The following is a 24905-nucleotide window of genomic DNA, read 5'->3' on the forward strand; positions in this document are numbered from 1 at the left end:
CTTCCGGCGTCTATCATCGGTAGGGGTCGGGCGTGGAGGTGAATATGTACTTGCGCGCGTGGATCCGATGGTTGATGTTGCATCGTCTGGCCCGGACTTATCTCCTGGTGGCGGCACGTCGCGGCGATCCCCTGGCACACATTTTGATCGGTCCGGATCGCGGGCTCGGAGCACCGCACTATGTCGAGGAGGTCCGGCGGCGAGGCCGGATGCCCACGATCTCGACGGTGCGCGTGACCGCGGACCACGAACTGTGCCGACTCGTGCTGCGTGATCGCCGCTTCAGCGTCTTCACGCCCTACAGTCCAGCCCTGCCGAAGCCGCTGCGCTGGGTGATGACGAAGACGGATCTGGAACTTCCCAATCTCACGGAACCGCCTTCGATGCTGGTGACCGATCCGCCGGAACACACCCACTACCGGCGAGTGGTCGGGCACGCATTCACGCCGAGGGCGATAGCGCAACTGGGGGAGCGGGTTGCCGAAGTGACCGATGACCTGCTCGACCGCCTGCCATCGTTGCCGCGTCCGGACCTGATCAGCGACTTCTCCGAGCGGTTGCCCATCGCGATCATCGCCGAAATTCTCGGGCTGCCCGCCGACATGCATTCGACCCTGCTGAAGTGGGGGGACAGCGGTGCACCGTTGCTGGACCGGGGCCTGACCTGGTCCACCTTCCGTCGCGCAGTCGAGGATCTGGCCGAAAGCGAGCGGTACCTGAACCAGTACATCGTCGCGTTCACCGCCGAACCGGGCGACAATGTGCTCAGTATGCTCGCGGCCGATCACGGGCTCACCCGCCGCGAGCAGGTGGCCAACGCGGCCCTGCTGGTGGACGCGGGATTCTTGACGACAGTGAACATGCTCGGCAACGGAATAGCCCAGTTGCGGCGTCATCCGGATCAATTGGACATGCTGCTGGCTCGACCGGAAATGTGGCCTGGCGCGATCGAGGAAATCCTGCGTTACGACGGTCCCATACGGATAACCGGCCGCATCGCGAGCTGTGACATCGACATCGCTGACGAGCATGTCGAAGCCGGTTCCCTGGTCCTGCTGCTACTGGCAGGCGCCAACAAGGACCCCACCGTCTTCCCCGATCCCGAACGATTCGATGTGACCAGGGACAACGCCGCGGAACATCTCTCCTTCAGCGGCGGGCTGCACGGCTGTCTGGGCGCCAACCTTGCCCGATTGGAAGGCACCATCGCGCTGCGCGCCCTGTTCGAGCGGTACCCGGATCTGCGCCTGGACGGGCCGCCTGTCCCGCGCGGCCTGGTGAACCTGAACAGCTACCGCTCCATGCCCGCCAGACTGACCGCCGGCTCGTAGTCTCCCCGGAATGCCCTCGAGTACGCACTGTCGACGCTGCCTTGGCGTAGCGTGATACTGCCCGCAGGCGTACCGTCATGTGAGTGAGCAGTGGCGCCGTACCTGCGGAAACGGTGAATGGCTCGAGCCGGTGGGCCCGGGTGTTCGCGGCGCTGTACGACCCTCTGCTGTGGCTGGGGGAGAAGGCGGGGATGGGCGCTCGCAGACAGGATCTGCTCGGTCGCGCCAGAGGACGCACGGTCGAACTCGGCAGCGGCACCGGCCTGAACCTGCGGTACTTCCCCGACGGCCTCGACGAACTGATCCTGACCGAACCCGAACCGGCGATGCGTGTGCGGCTGGCGCGGCGGCTGCGTCGCAATCGACGTCCGGCGCGTGTGCTCGACGCACCGGCGGAACGGCTGCCGTTCGACGACGGAACCGTGGATACGGTCGTCTCGACACTGGTGTTGTGCACCGTCGAGGACCCTGATCCGGTGTTGCGGGAAATCGAGCGCGTACTTCGCCCCGACGGCCGCCTGCTCTTCCTCGAGCACGTTCGTTCCCATTCGCCCCGACTCGCCCATTGGCAGGATCGCCTCGCCGAGCCGTGGCGCGTGTTCGCGGAGGGCTGCCACTGCAACCGTGCCACCCTCGAGCTGATCCGAACGTCCGGACTGGAACTCGACGGCGTCCAGGAATCGGCATGGCGGGCAATGCCGCCGATCGTTCGTCCGTTGATCATGGGTGAGGCCACCAAAGGCAATAGCTGACCGGAGCTGCGCTGCCCTGGAGCACGTTCGGCTCACCTCGAGCCGGACCGGCGAATGGGCTGCGGCCATTGGCTAGCGTGTACCGAGTGGATCTGCACCTGAAGGGTAAACGGGCCATCGTCACCGGTGGCAGCAAAGGTATCGGACTGGCTGTGGCGCGCGGGCTGTCGGCCGAGGGCGTCGAAGTGGTGATCGCCGCGCGTTCGGCCGAGCCGCTCGAGGCCGCCGCGCGGACGGTGGCCGCGGAGACCGGGAACCGGGTGATCGCGGTGCCCACCGATACCGGTGACGACGACCAGGTGCGGGCCTTGGTGGAACGCACACTCGCCGAACTCGGCGGGGTCGACATCCTGGTGAACTCGGCCGCCACCCCGTGGAGTGCAGGCGCACCCGCCGATCTCGCGGCCACCTCCGACGACCTGGTCCGCCGGGAGGTGGAGATCAAGGTGCTCGGCTACCTGCGCACCGCCCGCGCGGTCGCCCCACACCTGGTGGCCCAGGGGTGGGGCCGGATCATCAATATCAGCGGTCTCGGTGCGCGGCAGGCCAATTCGATCGCGCAGACGGTGCGCAACGTGAGCGTGGCGGCGCTGACCAAGAACCTGGCCGACGAACTCGGTCCGCACGGTGTCAATGTGACCGTGGTGCATCCCGGGCGCACCCGCACCGAACGTCTGGTCGACCGGCTCGCCGCCCGGGCCGCGGAGACGGGCGTGTCGGTGGCCGAACTGGAGGCCGAGCTGGCCGGAAATTCGGTGCGCCGGGTGATCGATGCCCGCGAAGTCGCCGATGTGGTCACTTTCCTGGCCTCCCCGCGCAGCGTCGCCATCACCGGTGACGCGATCGCGGCGGGTGGCGGGGTGCCGGGACCGGTGTATTACTGACCGACGACGTGCGCAACCGGGCAGAGTTGCCCCGTCGGCGCGCCACCCCGATGATCGGTCAGCCCGCGACGGGGGTGTATGTCCTTGCGTCGCTGACGTATTCGGGCTTCCCGTAGGTGGCCAGCCGACGTTCGACGAGGCCGATGAGATAGCGGTCCAGGTAGGGCTCCAGCAGCGGGATCCGGTCGGCGCACTGGACGGCGAGAAGCCGGCCGAGGATGAAGGGGGCCGTTACGGCGATTCGCGCGAGGTCGGCCGGTCCGATATCCACCCCTTTGGCGCGTGCGATCCGGTGGTCACCGTTGCAGAAGGCCAGGATGAAGCTCGCCTTGCTGTAACTTCTTTCGACTGCTTCGGCGATGCGATCGAACCGGGACTCGCCGGGGCGGAGATAGGCCGCCATGGTCGAGCGGATCAGTTCCCCACAGGTGGCATCGTCGAAATCGTGGCGCAGCATGGCCGCGCGGGCGTGGAAGACGTGGATGATCGCCTCAGGGGTGGTCGGCAGCAGTTCTTCGGGCAGGCCGAGCAGGAAGTTGCGGTAGCGGCTGAACTCCACCACGGCTCGTTCGCGGTCGTCGAATTCGGTGCGGCCTTGTCGGCGCACGCGCATGGCGGTGATGTAGAGATCGATCATTCCGGCCGGCATTTGATCCACCTGCGGCACCGGCATTCCGAAGACGCCGGTATCCCATCGGTCGGAACGTTTGAGGGCGTTGTAGCGGACCATCGAGTGCATCAGCCGCACCATGGCCGCCGCCTCGAACCCGGGCCCGTGGCGGTCCAGCGCTCCGGGCAGTGTCGTCACCGTGAAGAAGCTGGAGGTCTCGTTGACGCGGCGGGCCGCGCGCCGTCCCGACAGTGCACCGGTCAGGGCCATCGGCAGTGCGGCATAGGTGTTGGTGAAGGTCGCGATGAACGCGCCGCGGGTGACGAAGGGGGTCAGGAGCGCGGCCGGGATGCGCGCTTCCTTCGCGCCGCGACGGACCAGTTCCGGGTCGAGCCAGTCGGGGGTGGCTTCCATGGCGGAGATGAACGACACCAGCTCCGGCGGAGCGTCGGGAACGGCTTCGAGGCCCTCCCGGCAAGCTCTGCGGAGCATATCGATCAGGCTGGTCACGCTGTGTGTCGCGGTGAGCGCGGCGTACGGGTCGGCGACGGTGTCGCCGAGCATCGTCGCGGTCGAGATCAATTCGACCACGCGATCGTCGGCAAGGTACCGCTCCCGTTTGGCGGGGCGGCCCGGCAGTGCCGAGGGGACGTCCGGTTGGGTGGCGAGGCGGTATGGCTGCCGGTCGAAGTCCAGATCGCCGTAGAGATCGGGTTGCAGCTCGCGCTGACTGCGCACGCGCCGCGCCAGTTCGGGGTAGTACGTCGTCATCACGCCTCCATTACTCACATGGTATGAGTTGATACTCACGGAGTGTGAGTTAATATGTCAAGCATGAACTCGCAGCGTCGACGACGGATGACCGGCGAGGCCAGGCGAGAACAACTCCTCGATGTCGCCCACGCCATCATCAGCGCCGAGGGTTTCCACGCGGCCACGGTGAACCGGATCGCGGACTCGGCCGGCGTCGACCGCTCGATCATCTACCAGCAATTCGGCGACCTGGCAGGCCTGTTCGTCGCGCTGATCGACCGCGAAGCCGCTCGAGCCGCCGCCCAATTCGCCGAAGCGGTGACCCAGGACACCGGCAACAGCGACGACAACCCGGTCCGGCGCGCGTTCGACAGCCTGCTGCATTCCGTCGACGCCCACCCCGAGACCTGGCGGCTGTTCCTGTTCCCACCGCAGGGTGCGCCACCCGAACTGTACGAACGCCTCGCCCGCTCGGAGGCTGCGGTCCGGGAGTTCTTCGTCCAGCAACTGCTTCGAATCAATCCCGACCTGGAAGACCCCGATTACACCGCACGGGTCATGCACGCGTCCGGGCGCGAACTACTGCAATTACGCCTGAGCGAACCCGAGTCGGCCACCCACGAACGCCTGCGCGCCCTCGTTCGCCGACTCGACTCGGAACTGCTCGAGAGGATTCGGTAGCGGGAGCGATCCGCTCGCGGCAATGGTGCACCCGACCTGCGCAAATGGCGTCGGCGAGCGGTTCTCCGGGGTGCGATTTGGTCCCCGCCGCCGCATCCGATACCCTTGCTGAGCATCACCGGTCCGGGTGGCGGAATGGCAGACGCGCTAGCTTGAGGTGCTAGTGCCCGTATTAGGGCGTGGGGGTTCAAGTCCCCCTCCGGACACAAGAACTGCGCAGAACTGCACCGAATCCAGTGTCCGGGCGCTGTCCTGGGACTGTTCTTTTCCCCGGTCGTCGCGACCTGTGGTTTCACCCTGAAGGTGAAACTTGTGACTGAAGACACCATCTCTTTCTCTCAGGCGTCACTCATTGCCGAGGTATTCGCATCGGCACGCTTCAGCTCCGCGTTCTCCCGCCGCAACCGCTTCAGCTCCGCGGACTCCTACCGGTCTACCCCGGACGAACACCAGCGTCGACCTGGGTCCTGACGGACCCATTTGCGCAGCGTTTCGGCGGTGCCAACACCCAGCAGGTCGGCAACCGCGCCGATCGCGGCCCATTCGAGTACGAGACGCTGTGGCTCGACACCCAACCAAGCCCTCGACTCTCGTAAGAGCGGACCGAAGGGCAGGGGCCGGATCGCCGTGGAAATACATGACGAATCCGCTGCTAGTCATTCTCGGAATGGTTATCCCGGATGTGTCGTTGCCGACCCGGTGAGAGTGGAGTAAACATGCGTTCGACAGAAGGCCGTATCGAGGTTCCCGGTGGGCGCGTCTGGTACCGGTCGCTGGGCGAGGATGGAACGCCGCTGCTGTGCCTGCACGGTGGACCCGGGTTCCCGCACGACTATCTGGAGGCACTGGCGCAGCTGGCCGCCGAGCGTAGGGTGATTTTTTACGATCAGCTCGGCTGTGGCAACTCCGACCGGCCGAGCGATATCTCGCTATGGACGGTGGACCGGTTCGTGGCGGAATTGGCGGTCGTGCGCGAGGCGCTGGGCCTGGAGCGCATCCACCTGCTCGGTAATTCGTGGGGCGGGATGCTGGCGCTGCAGTACACGCTCGATCAGCGCCCGGCGCTGCAGAGCCTGGTGCTGATCGGTACCCCGGCAAGCATGCCTCGATGGTCGAAGGACTGTGCCGAACTACTGGAGGACGAGCCCGCCGAGGTGCGGCAGACAATTCGGCAGCACGAGGCGAGCGGGTTCACCGGATGCCCCGAGTATCAGGCCGCGACGCTGGGCTTTTATCGCAAGCACGTGTGCCGGATGCGGCCGTGGCCGCAGGGACTCGAGCGTGCGTATGCGGCGGCTGGCTACGATGTCTACCACACCATGATCGGCCCCAGCGAGTTCACCGTGACCGGCTCGTTGAAGGAATGGGACGTCTCGGACCGGCTGGGTGAGATCGGTGTGCCGACCCTGTTGATCGGCGGTCGATACGATGAATGCCGTCCGGCGCACCTCGAGGACATGCGGCGCCGCATCCCCGACTCGCGAGTGGTGACCATCGAGGACGCGTCGCATCTGTGCTTCGCCGAGCAGTGGGACGCCTTCCAAGCCGAGCTGACCCGGTTCCTCGCCGACGTGGAGAGGTAATCCGGTCTATCCGAGGACCTGATGCTGGTTGCTGATCGCCGGTCAATCCGCGCGCAGCGCGATGCCTTGGGCGTTGAAGAACAGGCCGCCGGGTGTCAGCAGCGCGGAGCGGGCGTCGGCGACCTGGCGGTCACCGGCATCGCCGCGCAATTGCCGCACTGCTTCCCTGAGGTGGCCTGCGCCCTGGGACCCGCCTTCGGACAGGCTGCCGCCGTGCGGGTTGATCGGGACGCGGCCGTCGATCATGACGCGCTGTCGGTCGTCGTCCCAGTGCTCGCGCAGGAAGTCGCCTGCCTCTCCGGGCTTGCAGAACCCGTAGGACTCGAGGCAGTGCAGGGTGATGATGGAGAATCCGTCGTAGGGGAACAGCACGTCGAAGTCGCCGATCGCGAGTTCGCTGCGGGCCAGCAGTGCGCGCGAGGACACGGTCTGTCCCGTGTGGTCCATCCCGACGGTGAGGTGTTCTTCGGGATGGGACCCGGGGAACAGATCAACGCGTTCTGGGCCGCGGCCAACGTCGACCCGACCTACCACGAGGATCCGCTGGTCGTCGACTTCCATCGTGGCCGCAAGACGCACATGACCTTCGCCGGCGGGGTGCACCGTTGCCTGGGCTCGCACCTGGCCAGGCTGGAACTGCGGGTCGCGCTCGAGGAGATCCTGAGCCGAACGCCGTCGTACGAGATCGATGTCGACGCACTGGTCTACAACAATGTGGCAGTGCGGGCCGCGACGAGCCTCCCGGTGATCCTGCGATGAGGCTCCGACTGGAGAAGGGGCAGTGCGTAGGACACGCGATGTGCCACGCGACCGACCCCGACCTGTTCCCGATCGACGACGACGGCTATTGCGCCATCGAGTCCATCGATCTGGACCCCAGCGATGTGGAGCGCGCACGCGCAGGGGTGAGTGCCTGCCCGGAGCGGGCCCTTGTGCTCGACGAATAACGCTCATCGACCGGGATCGGTGTCGTCAGGCAGGTAGGACCGCTGGTGACGGTGCTCATCGTCGGCAAGGACTCGGGGCTTCGGTCAGGCAGGTGAAGGTTTCGCAGGTGAGGAATTTCGTCGCGGATCAGTCGCGCGTGGCGTGCGCGGTCATCTCGGTGCCGTCTTCCATGCGGATGTAGGCCGGTTTGCGGCCGGTAGCCGCGATGACCTCGTCGAGAACCTCGACCAGAATGTCAGCCCGCCGGGGTATCCGGCGGCGGCGCCGCGGGATTGGATGATGCGCGCGATCTGGCGATCCGACAAGCGCCCCTCGCGCGGTGACCCGCTTTGCCCAAGGGCCGGAACAACGCCCGGTCCGGGGCGACGGGTTCGGGCCATGGGCTGTTGCAGCGGTGTTCGTGTGGGTCGGTGGTGATCATCGCGGTCACCGCCAGAGTGGCGGCAACGGCGGTCGGCGAGCCGATGGCAGGCAGGACCGTATGGCGGATCTGCCGGTGCCGAACAACCTTCCCGTGGATTGGGAAGGGGCGCCGACGATTCAGTATGTCGACCAGGAGGGGCTTTCCGATGTCAGTCACTGCGGGGTTGTCCGCGCGCGCAACACAAGCCGGTGCGGCGGGCGGCAGACAACGCGAGGGTCACATACCGATAGGCCCCGCTACCCGCGGGATGGCCCTGGTAACGGAAACGTTCTCCTCGGCTTGCAGGCCTGTGGTGGTCCACCGACGATAGAGAGCGGATCGGGAGTCGAGCTTCGGTGAATCCATGTCGGTGGTACGGCGATTTCTGTACGCCGCTGCCCTGTCAAACCTTCCTCGGCCTTGTCGGTGCTCCGCTCGCCGACCTCGACTTCTTCCTGGAGTTCAAATCCGTCCGAAGGCGGGAGACAATCTGGGGAGATCGACGCCGACATGGCGATTGCGGGGGCGAAGCTGTTGGAGTATTTCACCGGCTTCCTCGCTGATAAACGCCAGCTTCTGGACCGCGACGACGATGTCATCGCCGAGCTGATGCGTCCCGGGAGAGCCCCTCGGTGAGCTGGACCTGCGTCACCACTGGCAGCCGTTCGACTTCCGATGCGCACCGACCAGGGACATGACCCACCGCTCAGAGCCGCTCTGCGACGAAATACGCTGCGGCCGAGATAGATTCGCCGTAGCGCGTGTGGGCCCCGTAGTTGGCGTCGGGCGGCAGCGCGGCCTTCGGGTTGCAGACCGGATCCTTCGGCACGCAGTATTGCGCGGTCCGCCCGGTGTAAGGCTCCGGCACCACATCGTTGTATGCGTGGATCGGGCTGGCGAAGAGCAGGACCGCGGCGATTCGCGGAGCGAGCACGGCTGGGATCACCACGGCGGGCGCGGCATCGTCACTCGCCATTCCGAGAGTGTTGGAGACCACCTCGCCGCCTTGCGAGTACCCCGCGAGCACGAATTTCAGCGCAGGGCATTCGAGAGCCCGCACGACCAGGTGGGCGACGAGGTCGACGGCGCCGATCGCGCGTGAACGGGGGCCCGTGCCGTCAGCGGGGTAGGACACGTTGTACAGAGTCCAGCTCAAATCCGGGCGTGCGGCGCGCACGGCGGCGTCCAGTGGTTTCCCGACGGTCGGGTCGTCGACCGACTCCCATCGGGTCGCGACCGGCTGGGAGATGTCGGTGCCGCGCGCCATGATCAGCTCCGCGTCGCCGCAGCCGGGCGCGGCCGCCGCCGTCGGGGTGGTGAGCACGATCCCGACGCTGGTCAGCACGGTCGCCAGGACGGCGGCGGCGCTGGTCGTCATCGAGGTCATGGCTCCTCCGAGGTGTCATCGATCCGGAATCGCGGGCCGCGAGTTGTCCATCGCCCGGCCGTACCCGGCGCTTGTCTTGGTCCGGGCCACGCCCGCACGACGACATGGTCGCATGCCGACCCTCCCGTTCGACGCAGAGGTTGGAGAACCGCGGACGCGGCTGGGCGTTCGCCACGGCCTGCCGTATTCGTGTTTCAAGCGACGTGCGGGCGCAAGCCTGCCGCGGAACGGGCGGATTTCGTCGCTGCCCTGGCTCATTCGCCGCTGCGGGCGGCAGAACTGGTCGCCGGGATGTCGGCCCGGGTAGTTTCTACGCCATGTCGAGTCCCGAGTCGGACAGGTCAGGGGTTGTCGGTCCCGCCGCCAGCCCCCTGAACTACTGAGCGATCCGCCCGCTGTCCGCAGGTGACTGTCCGACATGTCCGGGCCGCTGGCCGTGGTGACGAGAAGAACGATTTCCCGATCTCTCACCTCGGAGTACTCGATGCCTTCCACCCTGTACCTGCTTGCCCTGGCGGTCTTCGTCATGGGCACCTCGGAATTCATGCTCGCGGGGCTGCTGACCTCCGCTTTCGCCGTCGGCATGGTGGTCGGCGCGCCTGCTGTCAGGCACGACGATCGCCACGGTCGCAGGTGTTCCCGCCGGGGCGCTGCTCGGCGCCGCGGCGGGATGGCGGGCGACCTTCTGGGCGATCGCACTGCTGTGCGTTCCCTCGGCCATCGGAATCCTCCGCGGGGTCACGGGTACGCCGGACAAAGCCGATGCCGGCACCGGTTCGCCGAGGCTTCGAACCGAACTCGCGCGGCTGGGCTCACCGCGGCTCGTCCTCGCGGCGATGTCACACGGCGAGGGCGACGGGTGTCTGATGCGCGATCACATTTTCGGGCGGGCCGTGGCCGATGCCGTCGCGCGGTGCGGCGGCCAACGGCTCGACCGGTTCGGACCAGGCCGAATCGCGGACATGTCAGGAGAAGCTCATGGATCTCGCCCTCTGGATCGTAGCCGGAGTGCTCGCCGTACTCGCCCTGTTCGGTGGGGCTACCAAGACGTTCATGCCCAAGGAAAAGCTGCTCGCTACGGCCAATACAAATATGTGGCACTGAACTTCGTCTACCTGGCCCTCGCCGCCTTCGTGGCCTGGGGACGTTTCGGGCCCGAATCATTCACCGGCTGAGCGGGAGCGGGTCCTGCTGATCACCACCAACCGCTCCGATTGTCGGGATGCCATCGATCTGCCGGTGGCCCGGGGGCCGGCGGATGCCATGGACGAGTTGGACGACAGCCCGGACGTTCCGGTCGCAGCGCTCACCGGCAGCGGGGGCAACGCGGCGAGGTCAGGTCGCTTCCCCGGCGGTGGTGACGGATTCTTCCTGCGCGCCGCGGGGCACGATCACGAGATTGCCGACTTTCCGGCCGCTGTCGATCCGTCGATGCGCTTCGGGCAGCGCCTCGATGCCGCCGACGACCTCGACCAGCGGATCGAACTCCTTACCCGCCACAAGATCCAGAAGCAGTGCGAAGTCTTCAGATCGCTCGGGCGCAGGTCCCGCGATCACGCGACCGCGAGCGGTCACCGTGTCCGCGAGGCCCGCGACCGCGAGCACTACTGCACCGTGAGGGTCGGCGAGCCGTAGTCCGTCGCGGCGGCTGAGGTTTCCGACCGCGTCGAAGACGACATCGAAGCGGTCGCCGAGTTCGGCTACAGGCGTTTCCCTGTAGTCGATCACCCGTGCCGCGCCGAGACGGCGCAGCAGATCGTGGTTGGGGCTGCTGCTCACCGCGGTGACAATCGCTCCGAAGTGCACCGCCAGCTGAACCGCCGCCGACCCGACCGACCCCGATGCTCCGTTCACGAGCACGGTCTGCCCGGCCCGCAGCTTCGCGCGGTCGCGAAGAAAATGCAGGGCGGTGCTGCCGCCGAAGAGCGCGCCCGCCGCATCCGGATGGGTCACGCCCGCGGGCAGTGGGGTGAGCGCGGTGACGGGCACCGTCACATACTCGGCGTGCGCGCCGAACCGGGCGCCGGTCATTCCCGCGACCGCCGCGCCCACCGAGAATCCGGCGACCCCCTCGCCCAGGCGCTCGACCGTGCCCGAGAACACCACACCGAGAACGCTGCGACGAGGCCCGCGCAGGCCGATTCCGAGCCTGGCGAGAAGGCCGAATCCGCGCGGGAAGCGGCCCGCCCGGATCCGTGCGTCGCCCGAGTTCACCGACGCCGCTTCGACTCCGACGAGCACTTCGCCTCGACCGGGCGCCGGAATCGGCCTCGTGGTGATCCTGATCGTGTCCGGCGGCCCATATCGCTCGACGGTCGCCGCACGCATCTGTGTATCCATTGTTTCCCTTACGCATGTAAGTCCAGGTAGCCGGTAAGGTACCCTTACATGCGTAAGGCGGCAAGGAGGCGAGGCAGGATGGTTGCTCGGCGACCGCTCAGCAAGCAGCGCATCGTCGAAGCCGCGGTCCGTGTCGCAGACGCGGGCGGGTATGCGGCGATCAGCATGCGCAATGTCGGCAAGGAGCTCGGGGTCGAGGCGATGTCGCTCTACCACCACGTCGCGAACAAGGACGCGCTGCTCGACGCACTGGCGGACTGGGTGTTCGCGCGGATCGAGCTGCCCGAGCCCGAGATGGGATGGCGCGAGGGCCTGCGGTTGCGGTCGGCATCGGCTCGGGAAGTGCTGGTAGCGCATCCGTGGGCGCTGACTCTCATCGATTCACGGACGAATCCCGGCCCCGCGCTGCTCAGGCACCATGATGCGGTCATCGGATGCATGCGCCGCGGCGGGTTCTCGATCGATCTCGCAGCGCAGGCGTTCTCCGTGATCGACGCCTATGTGTACGGTTTCGCGCTGACCGAGCGCAATCTCCCGTTCGACCCGGGTAGCGGCGGTCAGGCCCTCGACCTCGCCGCCGACATGATGCCGGCGTTGACCGAGTACCCGCACCTGGCCGAGTTCGTGCAGCATCTCACCGGGGCGGGGACGTACTCCTTCTCCGACCAGTTCGGTGAAGGGTTGGACATCATCTTGGACGAACTGGAGCGGCGGCTCGCGAGCATTGGTTCGCCTCGCACCCGCGGATCTCGTCGCTAGTGCAACGCGATTCCCTGGCCGGCACGCAACGCGATGCCCCGAACACCGAGTTCGGTCCCGGTGAGGTCGGTGTCGATGGTGACGATGGTTCTGGTGTTCACACACGCCATATAGGCCTGGGAGTACGTACCCGCGGTCCTTGGAGATCCCGTGAATCACGACGGCCGCAACGTAATTCGCCTTCACAATCGCGGTGGCCGTGTAGATGAGCGTGACATAGCAGCCGTTGCCGTCGGTATCGGCCGACCGGGCCACTCCGCGGGAGTTCGGGTCGCAGCGGGTGAACCCTGACCGCCCGGTCGGGTAGCGGCACTGTCGTTGACGTCACGTTCGGTTCGATGACAGCATCAGTGTGATCGAGGGTGAACCGGAAGTGCTCCGTTGGGATTTCGAACGGAGGGGACAACCCTCCGGCCGAATCGAATCGAGTCCATGGAGTCGTGTGGTGTTGAAATTCTCGGTGCTCGGTCCGCTCGCAGTCGAAACCGAAACAGGTGAGCAGTTGGCGCCGACCGCGCCGAAACTCCGCATGCTGCTCGCGATCCTCGTGGTCAGAGGCCGATCGCCTCGTGCCCACCGAGCAACTGGTCCACGGCCGCTGGGGGGCGTCGCCACCGCGCACGGCGGCGACGACGATTCAGGTGTACGTATCGAAGCTGCGCAGGATGCTGGCCCCACCCCGGCTTCGGAAGTCCTGCATCGCCATCTGATGGTCGCGCTGCACCGGTCCGGACGGACTGCGGCAGTTGCTGCGCCGCGACCCGGCACGGAACGACTTGTCGGCCACGGCGTGGTCGGCATAGCGAAATATCCACCATTTCCGATCCAGGACAGGAGTCCCACACGTGCCGCTCTTCTCATTCGAAGGCAAGTCCCCCCAGGTACATCCGGACGCGTTCATCGCGCCGACGGCGACGCTCATCGGCGATGTCATCGTCGAAGCCGGCGCATCGGTCTGGTACAACGCGGTGCTGCGGGCCGACTTCTCGCAGGTGATCGTTCGTGAGGGGGCCAATATCCAGGACGGCGCCGTGCTCCATGCGCCGCCCGGCCTCGTCTGCGAGATCGGTCCGGGCGCGACTGTCGCGCACCTGTGCTGCGTGCACGGGGCGACTGTGGGCGCGGAGGCGATGATCGCCAACGGCGCGATCGTCCTGGACGGCGCGAAGGTGGGCAGGCGGACGATGGTCGCCTCCGGTGCGCTGGTGGTCGGCGGCACGGAACTGCCCGACGAAGTGATCGCCACGGGCAGCCCGGCCAAGGTCAAGTCGCCGATCGCCGGTACAGCCGCGCAGTTCTGGATCGATGTGAACCCGAACGCGTATCAGGAGCTGGCACGCAGGCATGCCGCCGGAGTGGAACCGGTGGACGAGTTCTAGCAGGGGATGTTCGGCAATGGCGGTTCGGCCGGTTCTCAGCTGGCATCATGACGACGACGGCGCGGCTGTCGTCGTCATGGACGACCGGCGACATTTCTCCAACACCGTCGACGATGTCTTCACCGAAGCGCTGGAAACGGTGCTCGACGAGTTGGAGGCGTGCTCAGGGTGGACAGCAGGATTTGGCGCAGGCGCGCGCGGTGGAACGGGTAGGCCTGGGTATGCGCGGTGTAAGCGCTCGGCATCCTGCATTGTTCGGCGGTGGGGTTCAGTCGGTGGTCGAGCACCCGTGGCGGCGCCAGGGGCGCGCCCGCGGTGTCCAGGCACAGCTGCGCGACCTCGGGGGACAGGCATTGCCTGACAACACGAAAAGTCACGGTTCACTGCATTCGTCAGAGGAACGAAGGACACACCGGAACCCGAGAGTTGCACACGCGCTCAGCGCGTGCCGGTGAGCACGGCCATCGTGGCCTGATCCGCCGCGGGACGCTCGCTCGCGCCCGGCTGTGCCCGAGCGGACGGGCGGCCCACCAGGGCGAGTACGGTCGCATGTCCCGGGGCCCCGCGACAGCATCGACGGCCGAGCACGGCCGCATCGCACCCGGTGACAGGACAGAGAGCGAGGTAGTCCGATGACACCGCCGGACCGGGCCGAGGAGACACCGTCGGCGGTCGCGGGACCGCTGGTGGCATGTCGCGCGGAGATACCGGCGCTCACCCGGCGGCTGCTGGTCGCGATCTTCACCGACAACCCGGAATGGACGGACTACTCGCCGGTCACACGTGCCGATCTGCAGGACGGCTGCCGTCGCTATCTGAGCAGGATCCTGGATCTGCTGGAACGCGGCGGCCCCACGGCCGCGGGCGATGACGTGGCCGAATCCATCGGCAGGGAGCGCGCACAGCAGGGGGTGCCGCTCGAGGTGATGCTGCGGACCTTCCGACTCGGCGGGCGGATCGTGTGGGAGGCGTTGGCGACCCACGCCGAGGACATCGACTCCGGGGAGTTCAGGGAGATCGGCACCGCGACCTGGGCGGTGATCGACAGCCTGTCCTCGTCCCTGGTCACCGCCTACCGGCACGCCGAGCACGAGCGGGTGCGCTTCGACGAGCGCCGCAGACATGTCATGGTCGAGGATCTGCTCGCCGGGCGAGCCCACGATCCGGCCTTTGTCACCCGTGCCGCGCGGACGTTGAACCTCCCGATCGACGGGCCCTATCTCGTGGTGGCGGCGGCGCGAGGGGCGAATCCGGTGCTGCGTGTGGGCGCCGAAACCGCGTTGACGGCCTCGGGAGTCCGCTGCGTCTGGCATGAACGCGACCAGTTCACCGTCGGGCTGATCGCGGTCGGCGGGCTGGGCGTGCCCGCGACACTGGACCACATCCGCGGGCAGTTGTCCGGCCGCGCCGGCGCTTCCCTGCCCGTGTCCGGATTGGCCGGTGTGAGCATCGGGCACGCCCAGGCGCTGGTCGCGCTGGAAACGTTGCCCGCCGCCGAGCAGCGACTGGTGTCGCTGGACGAGCGCTATCCGGAAGCCCTACTGGTGCGCGCTCCCGATGTCACCGAGGCCTTGGTGGACAGCATCCTCGGTCCGGTCCTGGAACTGCCGAGCCGAGAGCGCGACACGCTGCTGGAAACGCTCGACGCCTGGCTCGCCCACGGCTGTTCGGCGGCCAATGCCGCGCCGCGGCTGAACTGTCATCGCAACACCGTGATCAATCGCTTGAATCGGATCTCGTCACTGCTCGACCGCCCGCTCGAGACGCAGCGTTGCCTGCTCGAACTGTCTCTGGCGCTGGCCGCGCTCCGGCTGCGCGCGAGGTGAGAAAAGCGCGACAGGCGGCCCCTCCCGCCACGTGACGGATTGGGCGCAGCGCCCAGTTCTGCCCGGCGATCTCTGGGCTTCGCGGTGATTGTCCGCCCCCACCGCCGTGGCCAGACTTGTCCGCGAAGACCTGAACCGAACCGAGGTCAGGTCATGTCGTCGAGACAAGGAGCACCACGAGTGCCGGATTTCGATCTGCTGGTGATCGGCGGTGGCCCAGGCGGCTACGTCGCCGCGATCCGCGCGGCCCAGCGCGGCCTGCGCGTGGGTCTGGTGGAGAAGGAGCGCCCCGGCGGTGTCTGCCTGAACTGGGGATGCATCCCCACCAAGGCCATGCTGCGTTCGGCCGACGTTGTGCGCACCATCCAGGAGGCCGCCGATTTCGGTGTCCACACCGAGGGCCTGCGGGTGGACTTCGCCGCCGTGCGCGGCCGCAAGGACGGCATCGTCAAGGAGCTGACCGACGGCGTCGCCGGGCTGCTGAAGGCCAACGGCGTGAGCGTGATCGAGGGCCACGCACGATTCACCGGCCCGACCACCGTCGAGGTGTTCGAGGCGGGACCGTCGCCGATCTTCTCCGGTGGTCCCCGCTACGCGGCGGCCCCCGGCGCCCCCCTCTCCCGCACGATCACCGCGACCGACGTGATCGTCGCGACCGGCTCGGTGCCCGCGCGGCTGCCCGTCCCGGGCGCCGAGCTGCCCGGAGTCATCACCTCCGACGGCGCCTTCGGGCTGACCGAGATCCCCCGGCGGCTGGTCGTCATCGGCGGCAGCGCGGTCGGCGCGGAATGGGCGGGCCTGTTCGCCGACTTCGGCAGCGAGGTCACGATCGTCGAGATGCAGGATCGCCTGGTTCCGTTGGAGGACAAGGAGATCGGCGCGGCACTGGGCCGGGCGCTGGGCAAGCGCGGCATCACGGTGCTGACCGAGTCGACGGTGAATGCCATCACGCAGACGAAGGCCGCGCTGCGGGTGAGCGTCGGCGGCGCGAAGTCGCGTGAGATCGACGCCGACGTGGTGCTCGTCGGTGTCGGCCGTCGGCCCAACACCGCCGACCTCGGACTCGCGGAGGCCGGAATCGCTACCGACGCACGCGGTTTCATCCCCGTCGACGAACAGCTGCGCACCGGTGTCCCGCACGTCTACGCCATCGGCGACGTGACGGGCAAGGCGCTGCTGGCCCATGTGGCCTCGCACCAGGGCATCACCGCCGCCGATGTCATCGCCGGTCACGACGCCCACATCGACTACACCGTGATCCCCGCCGCGACCTTCACCCACCCGGAGATCGCGAGCGTCGGCCTGAGCGAAGACGCCGCCCGCGCGGCAGGCCACGACGTGCTCACCGCCAAGTTCCCGTTCGCGGCCCTCGGCCGCGCCAAGACCTTCGGCGAGACCGAGGGCTTCCTGAAGATCGTCGCCGGAGCCCGGCACAAGGAAGTTCTCGGCGTCCACATCATCGGCCCGTCGGCCAGCGATCTGATCACCGAAGGCGCACTGGCGATCTCGCTGGAAGCCACCCTGGACGAATTGGCCGACACCATCCACGCCCACCCCACCCTCGGCGAGATCGGTATGGAGGCCGCCCTGACCGGGCTCGGCCTGCCGATACACATCGCGCCCTCCCGGAAGCGTTGAGGAGACCCCTCGTGACCACCACCACCGCCGCCGCGCCCACGACCGGCCGCAAGCCCTCCCGCGCCGCCACGCGGACCGCCCGCCCGTCGAAGGAAACGACCGCCGCCCCGCCGACGGCCGAAAGCCGGATCGGCGCCGAGGATCCCGAGACCCTGCTCGGTCTCTACCGCGACATGCTGTTCGTTCGCCGCTTCGAGGAGCGCACCGCGCAGAGCTACCAGCAGGCCAAGATCGGCGGCTACTGCCACCTCAACCTGGGCGAGGAGGCGACCGTGGTCGGCGTGGGCGCGGCCATGCGTCCCACCGACTACCTGTTCACCAACTACCGCGAGCACGGCTACGCGCTGGCCAAGGGCATCGAGCCCGGCCGGGTCATGGCCGAGCTCTACGGCCGCTCCACCGGCACCTCCAAGGGCTGGGGCGGTTCCATGCACATGTACGACACCGCGACGCGACTGCTCGGCGGCTACGCCATCGTCGGCGGCCAGGTGCCGCTTGCGGTCGGCGCCGCCATGGCGATCGACTACCGCGGTGACGACGACGTGGTGGTCTGCCAGATGGGGGAGGGCACCACGAATATCGGCGCCTTCCACGAATCGCTGAACCTCGCCGCGCTGTGGAACCTGCCGATCGTGTTCCTGGTGATCAACAACCTGACCGGCATGGGCACCACGGTCGAGAACTCGTCGGCCGAACCGGATCTGTGGAAGCGCGCCGCCGCCTATCGGATGCGCGGCGAGCGGGTGGACGGCACCGACGTGCTGGCCGTGCGCGAGGTCGCCGGTGAACTGATCGAGACGGCCCGCCGTGAGGGCAAGCCCGCACTGCTCGAGGCGGTCAGCCACCGGCTCAAGGGCCATTCGGTGGTGGACCCGGCGAAATACCGCACCGCCGAGGCGGTCGAGGCGGCCCGCGAGAACGACCCGATCGCACGTTGGCACGCCGCCCTGCTCGAAGCCGGTGTGCTGAGCGAGGATTCACACGCCGAGATGGAGCGTGAGGTGGCCGCCGAGGTGGCCGCTGCCGTCGAATTCGCCGACGCCAGCCCGCATCCCGATCCGTCGAGCCTGTTCGACTACAACTACGCGACGCCGGTCGCGGGCGACTCCCGCCGCCTGCCCGCCGACCCGCTCTTCACCTTCTGAGGACATCACCATGGCTGTCATGACCTATCGCGAAGCGCTTCGCGAAACCCTGGCCGAGGAGATGCGGCGCGACGACGACGTCTTCCTGATCGGGGAGGAGATCGGCGTCTTCGGCGGCTCCTACAAGATCACCGCCGGACTGCTCGACGAGTTCGGCCCCAAGCGGGTGCGCGACACCCCGATCGCCGAGGAAGGTTTCGTCGGCGCCGCGATCGGCGCGGCCATGCTCGGCCTGCGCCCGGTGGTCGAGCTGATGACGATCAACTTCTCGCTGCTGGCGCTCGACCAGATCGTCAACCACGCCGCCAAGATCTACGGCATGTTCGGCGGGCAGACCAACGTGCCCATGGTCATCCGCACCCCGGGCGGCGGCGGCCAGCAGCTCGGCGCGACCCACTCGCAGAACATCGAGCTCTACTACGCGTTCGTGCCCGGCCTGAAGGTGGTCGCGCCCAGCACGCCCGCCGACGCGCGCGCCCTGCTCAAGGCCGCCATCGAGGACGACGACCCGGTGCTGTTCCTGGAGAACCTCTCGCTCTACAACACCAAAGGCGAAGTGCCCGAGGATCTTCCGCCCGTCGAGATCGGCAAGGCCGCGGTCACCCGCGAGGGCGCCGACATCACCCTGATCGGCTACTCCAGGATGGCCACCGTGTGCACCCAGGTCGCCGAGATGCTGGCCGCCGAGGGCATCTCCGCCGAGGTCATCGACCTGCGCAGCCTGCGTCCGCTGGACCGCGACACCCTGGTCGCCTCGGTGCGCAGGACCGGCTGCGCCGTCATCGGCGAGGACGACTGGCTCACCTACGGGATCGGCGCCGAGATCGCGGCGTCCATCTCCGACGGCGCGTTCGACTACCTCGACGCCCCGGTGCGCCGCGTGGCGATGGCCGAGGTGCCGTTGCCCTACGCCAAGCCGCTGGAACGCCTCGCCCTGCCGTCCGCCGAATCCCTGCTCACCGCCGCGCGCGAAACCCTCGCGGCCGTGCACAAGCGGCGCTGAGACCCGGAAGAGAACCCACATGCCCGAAATCATCATGCCCCGGCTCTCGGACACCATGGAGGACGGCGTCGTCTCGCTGTGGCTGAAGAAGGTCGGTGACAAGGTCACCCGCGGCGAGATCCTCGCCGAGATCGAAACCGACAAAGCCCTGATGGAGCTCGAAGCCTACGACGACGGCGTGCTCGAGCAGATCATCGTCGAGGCGGGCACCCGCGTGGCGATCGGTGAGACGATCGCGCTCGTCGGCGACGGGACCGGAAGCGCTGCGACCACTGCCCCCAACGCCGAGGTCACCGCCTCCGATACGGCCGGGTCCGCTGCTCAGGCGGGGAACACCGGCACGGAGACGGCCTCCGCCGAGGCGCCGACGAGCGCGCCCGGGACCGTCGCGGCATCGGCCGGCAACAGCACCGCAGCCGTGACGGGTGCGCGCACGAAGTCCTCGCCGCTGGCCCGCAAGATCGCCCGTGAGCTGGGCATCGATATCGCCACGGTGGTCGGCACCGGCCCCGGCGGCCGCGTCACCCGCCACGATGTCGAATCCGCCGGGCGGACAGCCGTTTCCACGGCCGCCGCCGATCTCCCCGCCGGCGCCCCCGAGAGCGAGCCCGCTCCGAGCGCCGCGAGCGCGACGCAGGCCGACCTGCCTTCCGGCGATTACGACGTGGTCCCGCTCACCACGATCCAGCGCGTTTCGGCCCAGCGGCTCACCCAGAGCAAGCAGCAGGCCCCGCACATCTACCTGACCTCGGCCATCGACGTCACCGCCCTGTTCGCCTTCCGCGCCCAGGTCAACGCGACGCTCACCGAGACCGGTGCGGGCAAGGTCAGCGTCAACGACCTGCTGGTCAAGGCCGTGGCGGTGGCGCTGCGGGCGAACCCGGCCGTGAACGTCTCCTTCGACGAAGCCGGGCTGCGGCAGCATCACGGCGTCCACCTCGGCGTCGCGGTCGCCACCCCGGCCGGCCTGCTGGTCCCGGTGATCCGCGACGCGGACCGCAAGTCGGTCTCCGCGATCGCCGCCGAGAGCCGCGACAAGGCCGAGCGCGCCCGCGAGCGCAAACTGCGCGCCGACGAAATGAGCGGCGGCACCTTCACCATCTCCAACCTGGGCATGTTCGGCATCGAGCACTTCACCGCCGTCATCAACCCGCCCGAGGCCGCCATCCTCGCCGTCGGCGCGGCCACCGACGAGCTGAAACTGGACGACGACGAGGTGGTCGCGCGCAAGATCCTGCGGGTCACCCTGTCCGCCGACCACCGTGCCATCGACGGCGCGGTCGGGGCGCAGTTCCTGGCGGAGCTGAAGACCCTCCTGGAGAACCCCCTGCGGATCGTCACCTAGGACCGCAGCGTGCGGGCCGATCCGGCCCGACAGAAAGAGGCCTCGGCCGAGCTACCCGCTCGATCCGAGGCCTCTTTCGTTCCCGGTCAGTGCGCCGCGGCCAGTACCTCTCGCAGAGTCCGGGCGAACGCCTCGGGCTGTCCGGGGTAGCCGAATTCGCCGTCCATGAAGCCGCTGTGATGGCTGGGGAACACGGTGGCCCGCTGCCCGAGCAGAGCGGCGGCCGCGTGCGCGGTGCGCGCGGTCATAGTGTCGCCGGTTTCCTCGCCGACCGCGATCACCACGCGGGTCGGCGCGGCCGCCAACGCGGCGAGGTCGGGGCGGTAGCTGCTCACCGCCCAGGACCGGTCGGACAACAGCGGGTCCTCGCGAGAGCCGTCGTCCTCGGTCGGCATCCCGAACATGGCGGGATCCGCGGCGGGCTGGGCGAAATACTCCTCGGTGAACTCGCCCTGCCACGACGTCATCATGATGAAGGCGGCCATGCCCGCGCCGAATCCCTTGGCCTCGTAGGCATCGCGTACCTCGGCGCGAGCACGCTCGGCGGCTGCGGCGTCGGGCAGGATCGCGATCAGCGGCGGCTCGTGTGCCACCAATGTCGCCACGTCACCGGGGTGAGCGGCCACCAGAGCCAATGCGGTGACCGCGCCACCGCTGCTCGCGAACAGCTCGACAGGACCCGCACCGAGCGCCGCGATCACCCGGTGCACGTCCTCGGCCTGCGTCGAAGGCGTGTGGTCGGTCCGGCCGTCCTCACGTGTGCTGCGGCCGAGCCCGCGTGGATCGTAGGTGATAACGGTGCGGTCGGGGAATTGCGCGGCCAGAGCGCGGAACCCGCTGGCGTCCATGGGCTGGCCGATCATCATCAGCGGCGCGAGCCCGTCCGCGGTCGGCAGTGGTCCTCGTACGTCGTAGGCGATGGCGGCCCCGGCGGTTTCCAGTACACAGGTCTTCTCCATGTCACTGTCGACGTCGCCCACGGCGAGGATTCATCGGTCCGCGGCAGAATCGAGCGGCGTCGCATTCCGGTGGACCACGCCGAACGCCAGCGGGGCCGCACGACTCGGCCTGGTCGCCAACCGCATCGCCGTTCCGCTGCGGTCAGCGGCCCGTCCAGCGCGGCGCGCGCTTCTCGAGGAAAGCGGCGGCGCCCTCGCGTGCGTCGGCCGACCTGCGCACCGGGTCGACGTAGGTTTCCTGGCTGGCGAACATCTTGTCGAGCGTCCAATCGTCGCATTCGACGAGCACCTGCTTGGACGCCGCCAGCGCTAGCGGCGCGTTCTCGGCGATCCGCTCGGCGAGTTCGAGCGCGGCGGCGAGTGCCCGCCCTGGTTCGGTCAGTTCGGTCACCAGGTGCACTGCCGCGGCGTCGGCGGCCGACCACATGCGGCCGGTCAACACGAGTTCCATGGCCAGGTGGTAGGGGATGCGACGGGACAGCCGTAGTAGTCCGCCCGCCGCGGCGGTCAGGCCACGGCGCACTTCGGGGAGGCCGAAGGTGGCGTTGTCGGCGGCGACGACGACGAGATCGCAGGCCAGTGCGATCTCGAAGCCGCCCGCCAGCGCGTAGCCCTCGACGGCGGCGATGATCGGTTTGCGCGGTGGGCGTTGCACCAGGCCGGCGAAGCCACGGCCTTCCACCACAGGACGCTCCCCGCGCGCGAAACCCTTGAGATCCATTCCGGCGCAGAAGGTTCCGCCGGCACCGGTCAACACCGCGACGCTCAGGTCGTCGGTCCGATCGAAAGTCTCGAGTGCCTGCGCGATGTCATGGGCCAGGCGCGCGCTCATGGCGTTGCGCGCGGCCGGCCGGTTCATGGTGAGGACGAGCACCCGGCCGCGGGTCTCGGTCAGCAGTTCGGGGGCGTCGGTGGTGGTCATCGCGCGGCCATCCGCATCGCGCCGTCCAAGCGGACGGTCTCGCCGTTGAGCATCGGATTGCCGATGATGTGGGCGGCCAGTGACGCGTATTCGTCGGGGTAGCCAAGGCGGCTGGGGTGCGGGACGGAGCCGCCGAGGGATTCGCGGACGTTCTCGGGCAGCCGAGCAAGGATCGGCGTGTCGAACAGGCCGGGCGCGATGGTGGTGACCCGGATCAGCTTCGAGGCCAGGTCCCGCGCGGCGACCAGGGGCATGCCGACGATGCCGGACTTGGCCGAGGCATAAGGCAACTGACCGATCTGACCTTCGTAGGCGGCAACCGACGCGGTCAGCACGCATCCACCGGCTCGTGGCGCGCCATCTCGGCGGCGGTCAGGCGCAAGACATTGAAGGTGCCGAAGAGATTGACACGCACGACCTGCTCGAAGGTCTCCATCGAACCGGGGGTGCCGTCGCGGTTCACCAGCCGGACCGCCGTGCGGCAGCCCGGACCGCCGGAGGCGGTGAATCGTCCGTTCGAGCGGCGCACGGCGGTCCGACATCCGAGCAGAGTGAATCGAAGCCCGGCGATCATGGCAATTGCCGAGAGAATGTTTGCCCCCATACGGAAGTGTCAACCCTGGTTACGGTGGCCCACTTCGAGGAACGCGCCACTGCCACAACGAAGCATCTCGCGAGAAAAAGACAAGTCGCAGACGAAGGGAAGCAATTGTGATTCTCGATGGACTGCTCGACATCATCACCTCGGCGATCGATACTCTCAGCGGCAACGGTGACGTCCCCCCGATCGACCCGCCGATCGACCCGCCGGTTGATCCGCCGATCGACCCGGTGGACCCGATCGATCCCGTAGACCCCGTTGATCCCGTGGACCCGGTTGATCCGGTCGACCCCGAGCCGGTGGAGCCCACGCCGTAATTGCCGCCTCGACGCTGCGCACTGCCCGCACCGAAATTCGGTGCGGGCAGTCGCTTGGGCAGCGCACGTGCACCGGCCGAGGCGACGTCGGGCGACGAGCCGCAGCCGGGTATCGGGCCACGAAAGTATGCCCCTGTCAGCGCGCTCACCCGGATTGGGCAGAATGGCGTCCATGCCTCGAACCAATCCTGTCTCCGCTTGGAAGGCCCTGCGTGAGGGCAACAACCGATTCATCGAGGGCGCACTGCAGCATCCCAATCAGGGTGTCGGCCTCCGCGCTGAACTCGCCGCCGGTCAGCGTCCGACGGCGATTGTGTTCGGTTGCGGTGATTCCCGCGTGGCGGCCGAGATCATCTTCGATCAGGGGCTGGGCGATATGTTCGTCGTCCGCACGGCCGGACACGTCATCGAGAGTTCGGTGCTGGGATCGATCGAATACGGGGTCGAGATACTGGAGATCCCGCTGATCGTGGTCCTCGGGCACGACAGCTGCGGCGCGGTCCGCGCGACGATCGACGCGCTGGACACCGGGGCGGTGCCGGGTGGGTTCATCCGCAGTGTTGTCGAGCGGGTAACTCCCTCGATTCTGCTGGGTCGTCGTGAGGGCCTGACCTCGGTCGACCAATTGGAGGCCCGGCACGTCGAGGAGACCGCAGAGCAGTTGACACAGTTCTCCGACACCATCGCCCGGCGTATCGAGTCGGGCCAATTGGCAATCGCCTGTGTGACCTACGAGTTGTCCGAGGGCCGCGCCCGGTTGAACAGGGTCATCGGCAATATCGGCGAACTCGAATAGCACACTTACCCTCTCCGCCGTTCGATCCTCGCCGGAGCCGATTACCGCTTCCCACCCGCCTTCGCTCGCCGCATTCGGGTGGATGAGTGCGGCCTGCCGGGATACGGGCGAAAAGCCCGGATCCCGGCAGGCCGATGAGGCGGGCTCAGCTGTTCCGGGTGACGGTGGTGTCCGGCCCGACGAAATGGCCGGTGATCGCGGAGCGGTCGCGACGGTTGTCGCCGTCATGTGGCCCGTTCTCGCCGAGGGTTGTCCCGACCGCCCCTCCTACGAAGATTCGGCGGGATCTTGTGCGGCACAGCGATGAGCTCTGTCCTCCGGTGCCGTGTGATCATCATGGGCACTCATCTATGGCTTCAACATGTCGAGATCGAGTTCCTCCTGACCACCGAGCCGTTCCGTCGGCCCGGCGCGGCCGTCCCGGTGCCGTTGCTGGGGAGAGCGCGCATGACCCGACCACCCACACCCGTTCAGAGTTATCGGCTTCGAGTGGTCGACGGCGGAAGTCCGGTCGCTCCGCCGTCCTGCGACCCATTCAGGACA

24 protein-coding genes, 1 tRNA gene and 2 pseudogenes are annotated in these 24905 nt (G+C 67.9%); 20 read left to right on the forward strand and 7 right to left on the reverse strand.

What is annotated here, in order from left to right; genetic code table 11:
• The first annotated feature begins 227 nt into the window (after positions 1–227).
• The 3 genes from ON26_RS30320 to ON26_RS30330 all read left to right on the forward strand — a co-directional run bounded on the left by ON26_RS30320 (position 228) and on the right by ON26_RS30330 (position 2967).
• Positions 228–1331 (forward strand): cytochrome P450, encoded by a 1104-nt coding sequence (locus tag ON26_RS30320; RefSeq protein WP_245546125.1) that lies wholly within the window; start codon positions 228–230, stop codon positions 1329–1331.
• Positions 1332–1471: 140 nt separating this feature from the next.
• Positions 1472–2083 (forward strand): class I SAM-dependent methyltransferase, encoded by a 612-nt coding sequence (locus ON26_RS30325; RefSeq protein ID WP_245546126.1) that lies wholly within the window; start codon positions 1472–1474, stop codon positions 2081–2083.
• Between the two features lie 86 nt (positions 2084–2169).
• Positions 2170–2967, forward strand: coding sequence for an SDR family NAD(P)-dependent oxidoreductase (locus tag ON26_RS30330; RefSeq protein ID WP_040801614.1), 798 nt, complete (start codon positions 2170–2172; stop codon positions 2965–2967).
• Positions 2968–3025: 58 nt separating this feature from the next.
• On the opposite strand, the gene ON26_RS30335 is transcribed toward ON26_RS30330, so the two are convergent.
• Positions 3026–4348, reverse strand: coding sequence for an oxygenase MpaB family protein (locus ON26_RS30335; protein ID WP_040801672.1), 1323 nt, complete (start codon positions 4346–4348; stop codon positions 3026–3028).
• A gap of 87 nt (positions 4349–4435) precedes the next feature.
• On the opposite strand from ON26_RS30335, the gene ON26_RS30340 reads away from it, so the two are divergent.
• The 3 genes from ON26_RS30340 to ON26_RS30350 all read left to right on the forward strand — a co-directional run bounded on the left by ON26_RS30340 (position 4436) and on the right by ON26_RS30350 (position 6594).
• A complete protein-coding gene (locus tag ON26_RS30340) occupies positions 4436–5011 on the forward strand; it encodes a TetR/AcrR family transcriptional regulator (RefSeq protein ID WP_051027940.1) in 576 nt (191 codons plus the stop codon).
• Between the two features lie 121 nt (positions 5012–5132).
• Positions 5133–5217: transfer RNA gene (locus ON26_RS30345), tRNA-Leu, on the forward strand.
• Positions 5218–5727: 510 nt separating this feature from the next.
• The gene (locus ON26_RS30350) at positions 5728–6594 is read left to right on the forward strand and encodes a proline iminopeptidase-family hydrolase (RefSeq protein WP_040801620.1); all 867 of its coding nucleotides are present in this window, start codon (positions 5728–5730) and stop codon (positions 6592–6594) included.
• Between the two features lie 42 nt (positions 6595–6636).
• Here the strand turns inward: ON26_RS30350 and ON26_RS30355 are convergent, their stop codons facing one another.
• Entirely contained in the window at positions 6637–7041 is a 405-nt protein-coding gene (locus ON26_RS30355) for a thiolase C-terminal domain-containing protein (RefSeq protein WP_051027942.1), read from the reverse strand.
• A 24-nt stretch (positions 7042–7065) separates the two neighbouring features.
• Here ON26_RS30355 and ON26_RS33735 point away from each other — a divergent pair, with 24 nt between their 5' ends.
• From ON26_RS33735 to ON26_RS34985, 3 genes are all read left to right on the forward strand, one after another.
• A complete protein-coding gene (locus ON26_RS33735) occupies positions 7066–7353 on the forward strand; it encodes a cytochrome P450 (protein WP_157172084.1) in 288 nt (95 codons plus the stop codon).
• Complete coding sequence (locus tag ON26_RS30365) at positions 7350–7541, forward strand: ferredoxin (protein WP_040801623.1); 192 nt, start codon at positions 7350–7352, stop codon at positions 7539–7541. The genes ON26_RS33735 and ON26_RS30365 overlap by 4 nt, the downstream gene beginning before the upstream one ends.
• 914 nt (positions 7542–8455) lie before the next feature.
• A complete protein-coding gene (locus ON26_RS34985) occupies positions 8456–8581 on the forward strand; it encodes a hypothetical protein (RefSeq protein ID WP_281032421.1) in 126 nt (41 codons plus the stop codon).
• Positions 8582–8651: 70 nt separating this feature from the next.
• On the opposite strand, the gene ON26_RS30370 is transcribed toward ON26_RS34985, so the two are convergent.
• On the reverse strand, positions 8652–9323 hold the full coding sequence (locus ON26_RS30370) for a cutinase family protein (RefSeq protein ID WP_157172085.1): 672 nt from the start codon (positions 9321–9323) through the stop codon (positions 8652–8654).
• A gap of 493 nt (positions 9324–9816) precedes the next feature.
• Here ON26_RS30370 and ON26_RS35165 point away from each other — a divergent pair.
• Both ON26_RS35165 and ON26_RS34820 read left to right on the forward strand, forming a co-directional pair.
• A pseudogene (locus ON26_RS35165) lies at positions 9817–10165 on the forward strand (Cmx/CmrA family chloramphenicol efflux MFS transporter); the annotation flags it as partial.
• Positions 10166–10232: 67 nt separating this feature from the next.
• Positions 10233–10436 carry a hypothetical protein gene (locus tag ON26_RS34820; protein ID WP_245546127.1) on the forward strand — a complete coding sequence of 68 codons (204 nt, stop codon included), beginning with the start codon at positions 10233–10235 and terminating at the stop codon, positions 10434–10436.
• A gap of 231 nt (positions 10437–10667) precedes the next feature.
• On the opposite strand, the gene ON26_RS30375 is transcribed toward ON26_RS34820, so the two are convergent.
• A complete protein-coding gene (locus ON26_RS30375; protein ID WP_051027953.1) occupies positions 10668–11660 on the reverse strand; it encodes an NAD(P)-dependent alcohol dehydrogenase in 993 nt (330 codons plus the stop codon).
• A gap of 90 nt (positions 11661–11750) precedes the next feature.
• Between ON26_RS30375 and ON26_RS30380 the strand changes: the two genes are divergently transcribed.
• From ON26_RS30380 to ON26_RS30410, 7 genes are all read left to right on the forward strand, one after another.
• Complete coding sequence (locus ON26_RS30380; protein ID WP_040801628.1) at positions 11751–12431, forward strand: TetR/AcrR family transcriptional regulator; 681 nt, start codon at positions 11751–11753, stop codon at positions 12429–12431.
• A gap of 845 nt (positions 12432–13276) precedes the next feature.
• On the forward strand, positions 13277–13810 hold the full coding sequence (locus ON26_RS30385) for a gamma carbonic anhydrase family protein (protein ID WP_040801630.1): 534 nt from the start codon (positions 13277–13279) through the stop codon (positions 13808–13810).
• A 632-nt stretch (positions 13811–14442) separates the two neighbouring features.
• The gene (locus tag ON26_RS30390; RefSeq protein ID WP_040801633.1) at positions 14443–15636 is read left to right on the forward strand and encodes a PucR family transcriptional regulator; all 1194 of its coding nucleotides are present in this window, start codon (positions 14443–14445) and stop codon (positions 15634–15636) included.
• Between the two features lie 180 nt (positions 15637–15816).
• Positions 15817–17274 carry a dihydrolipoyl dehydrogenase gene (gene lpdA, locus ON26_RS30395; protein WP_040801635.1) on the forward strand — a complete coding sequence of 486 codons (1458 nt, stop codon included), beginning with the start codon at positions 15817–15819 and terminating at the stop codon, positions 17272–17274.
• Positions 17275–17285: 11 nt separating this feature from the next.
• Complete coding sequence (pdhA, locus tag ON26_RS30400) at positions 17286–18419, forward strand: pyruvate dehydrogenase (acetyl-transferring) E1 component subunit alpha (protein WP_083884494.1); 1134 nt, start codon at positions 17286–17288, stop codon at positions 18417–18419.
• Positions 18420–18438: 19 nt separating this feature from the next.
• A complete protein-coding gene (locus ON26_RS30405; protein ID WP_218000659.1) occupies positions 18439–19422 on the forward strand; it encodes an alpha-ketoacid dehydrogenase subunit beta in 984 nt (327 codons plus the stop codon).
• A gap of 19 nt (positions 19423–19441) precedes the next feature.
• A complete protein-coding gene (locus ON26_RS30410; protein WP_174375467.1) occupies positions 19442–20767 on the forward strand; it encodes a dihydrolipoamide acetyltransferase family protein in 1326 nt (441 codons plus the stop codon).
• Between the two features lie 86 nt (positions 20768–20853).
• Here the strand turns inward: ON26_RS30410 and ON26_RS30415 are convergent, their stop codons facing one another.
• The 3 genes and pseudogenes from ON26_RS30415 to ON26_RS30425 all read right to left on the reverse strand — a co-directional run.
• Positions 20854–21726, reverse strand: a complete 873-nt coding sequence (locus ON26_RS30415; RefSeq protein ID WP_040801682.1) for an alpha/beta fold hydrolase — start codon at positions 21724–21726, stop codon at positions 20854–20856.
• Positions 21727–21868: 142 nt separating this feature from the next.
• Positions 21869–22648, reverse strand: coding sequence for a crotonase/enoyl-CoA hydratase family protein (locus ON26_RS30420; protein ID WP_040801639.1), 780 nt, complete (start codon positions 22646–22648; stop codon positions 21869–21871).
• Positions 22645–23135, reverse strand: a pseudogene (locus tag ON26_RS30425) (SDR family NAD(P)-dependent oxidoreductase); the annotation flags it as partial. The pseudogene ON26_RS30425 and the gene ON26_RS30420, both read right to left, overlap by 4 nt.
• Before the next feature lie 224 nt (positions 23136–23359).
• On the opposite strand from ON26_RS30425, the gene ON26_RS34110 reads away from it, so the two are divergent.
• Entirely contained in the window at positions 23360–23566 is a 207-nt protein-coding gene (locus tag ON26_RS34110; RefSeq protein WP_051027947.1) for a hypothetical protein, read from the forward strand.
• Positions 23567–23738: 172 nt separating this feature from the next.
• The gene (locus ON26_RS30435) at positions 23739–24362 is read left to right on the forward strand and encodes a carbonic anhydrase (protein WP_040801686.1); all 624 of its coding nucleotides are present in this window, start codon (positions 23739–23741) and stop codon (positions 24360–24362) included.
• The last annotated feature ends 543 nt before the right edge of the window (positions 24363–24905 follow it).

The sequence above is a fragment of the Nocardia higoensis NBRC 100133 genome (assembly GCF_000308595.1).
In the GTDB taxonomy this organism is placed as follows: Bacteria; Actinomycetota; Actinomycetes; order Mycobacteriales; family Mycobacteriaceae; genus Nocardia; species Nocardia higoensis.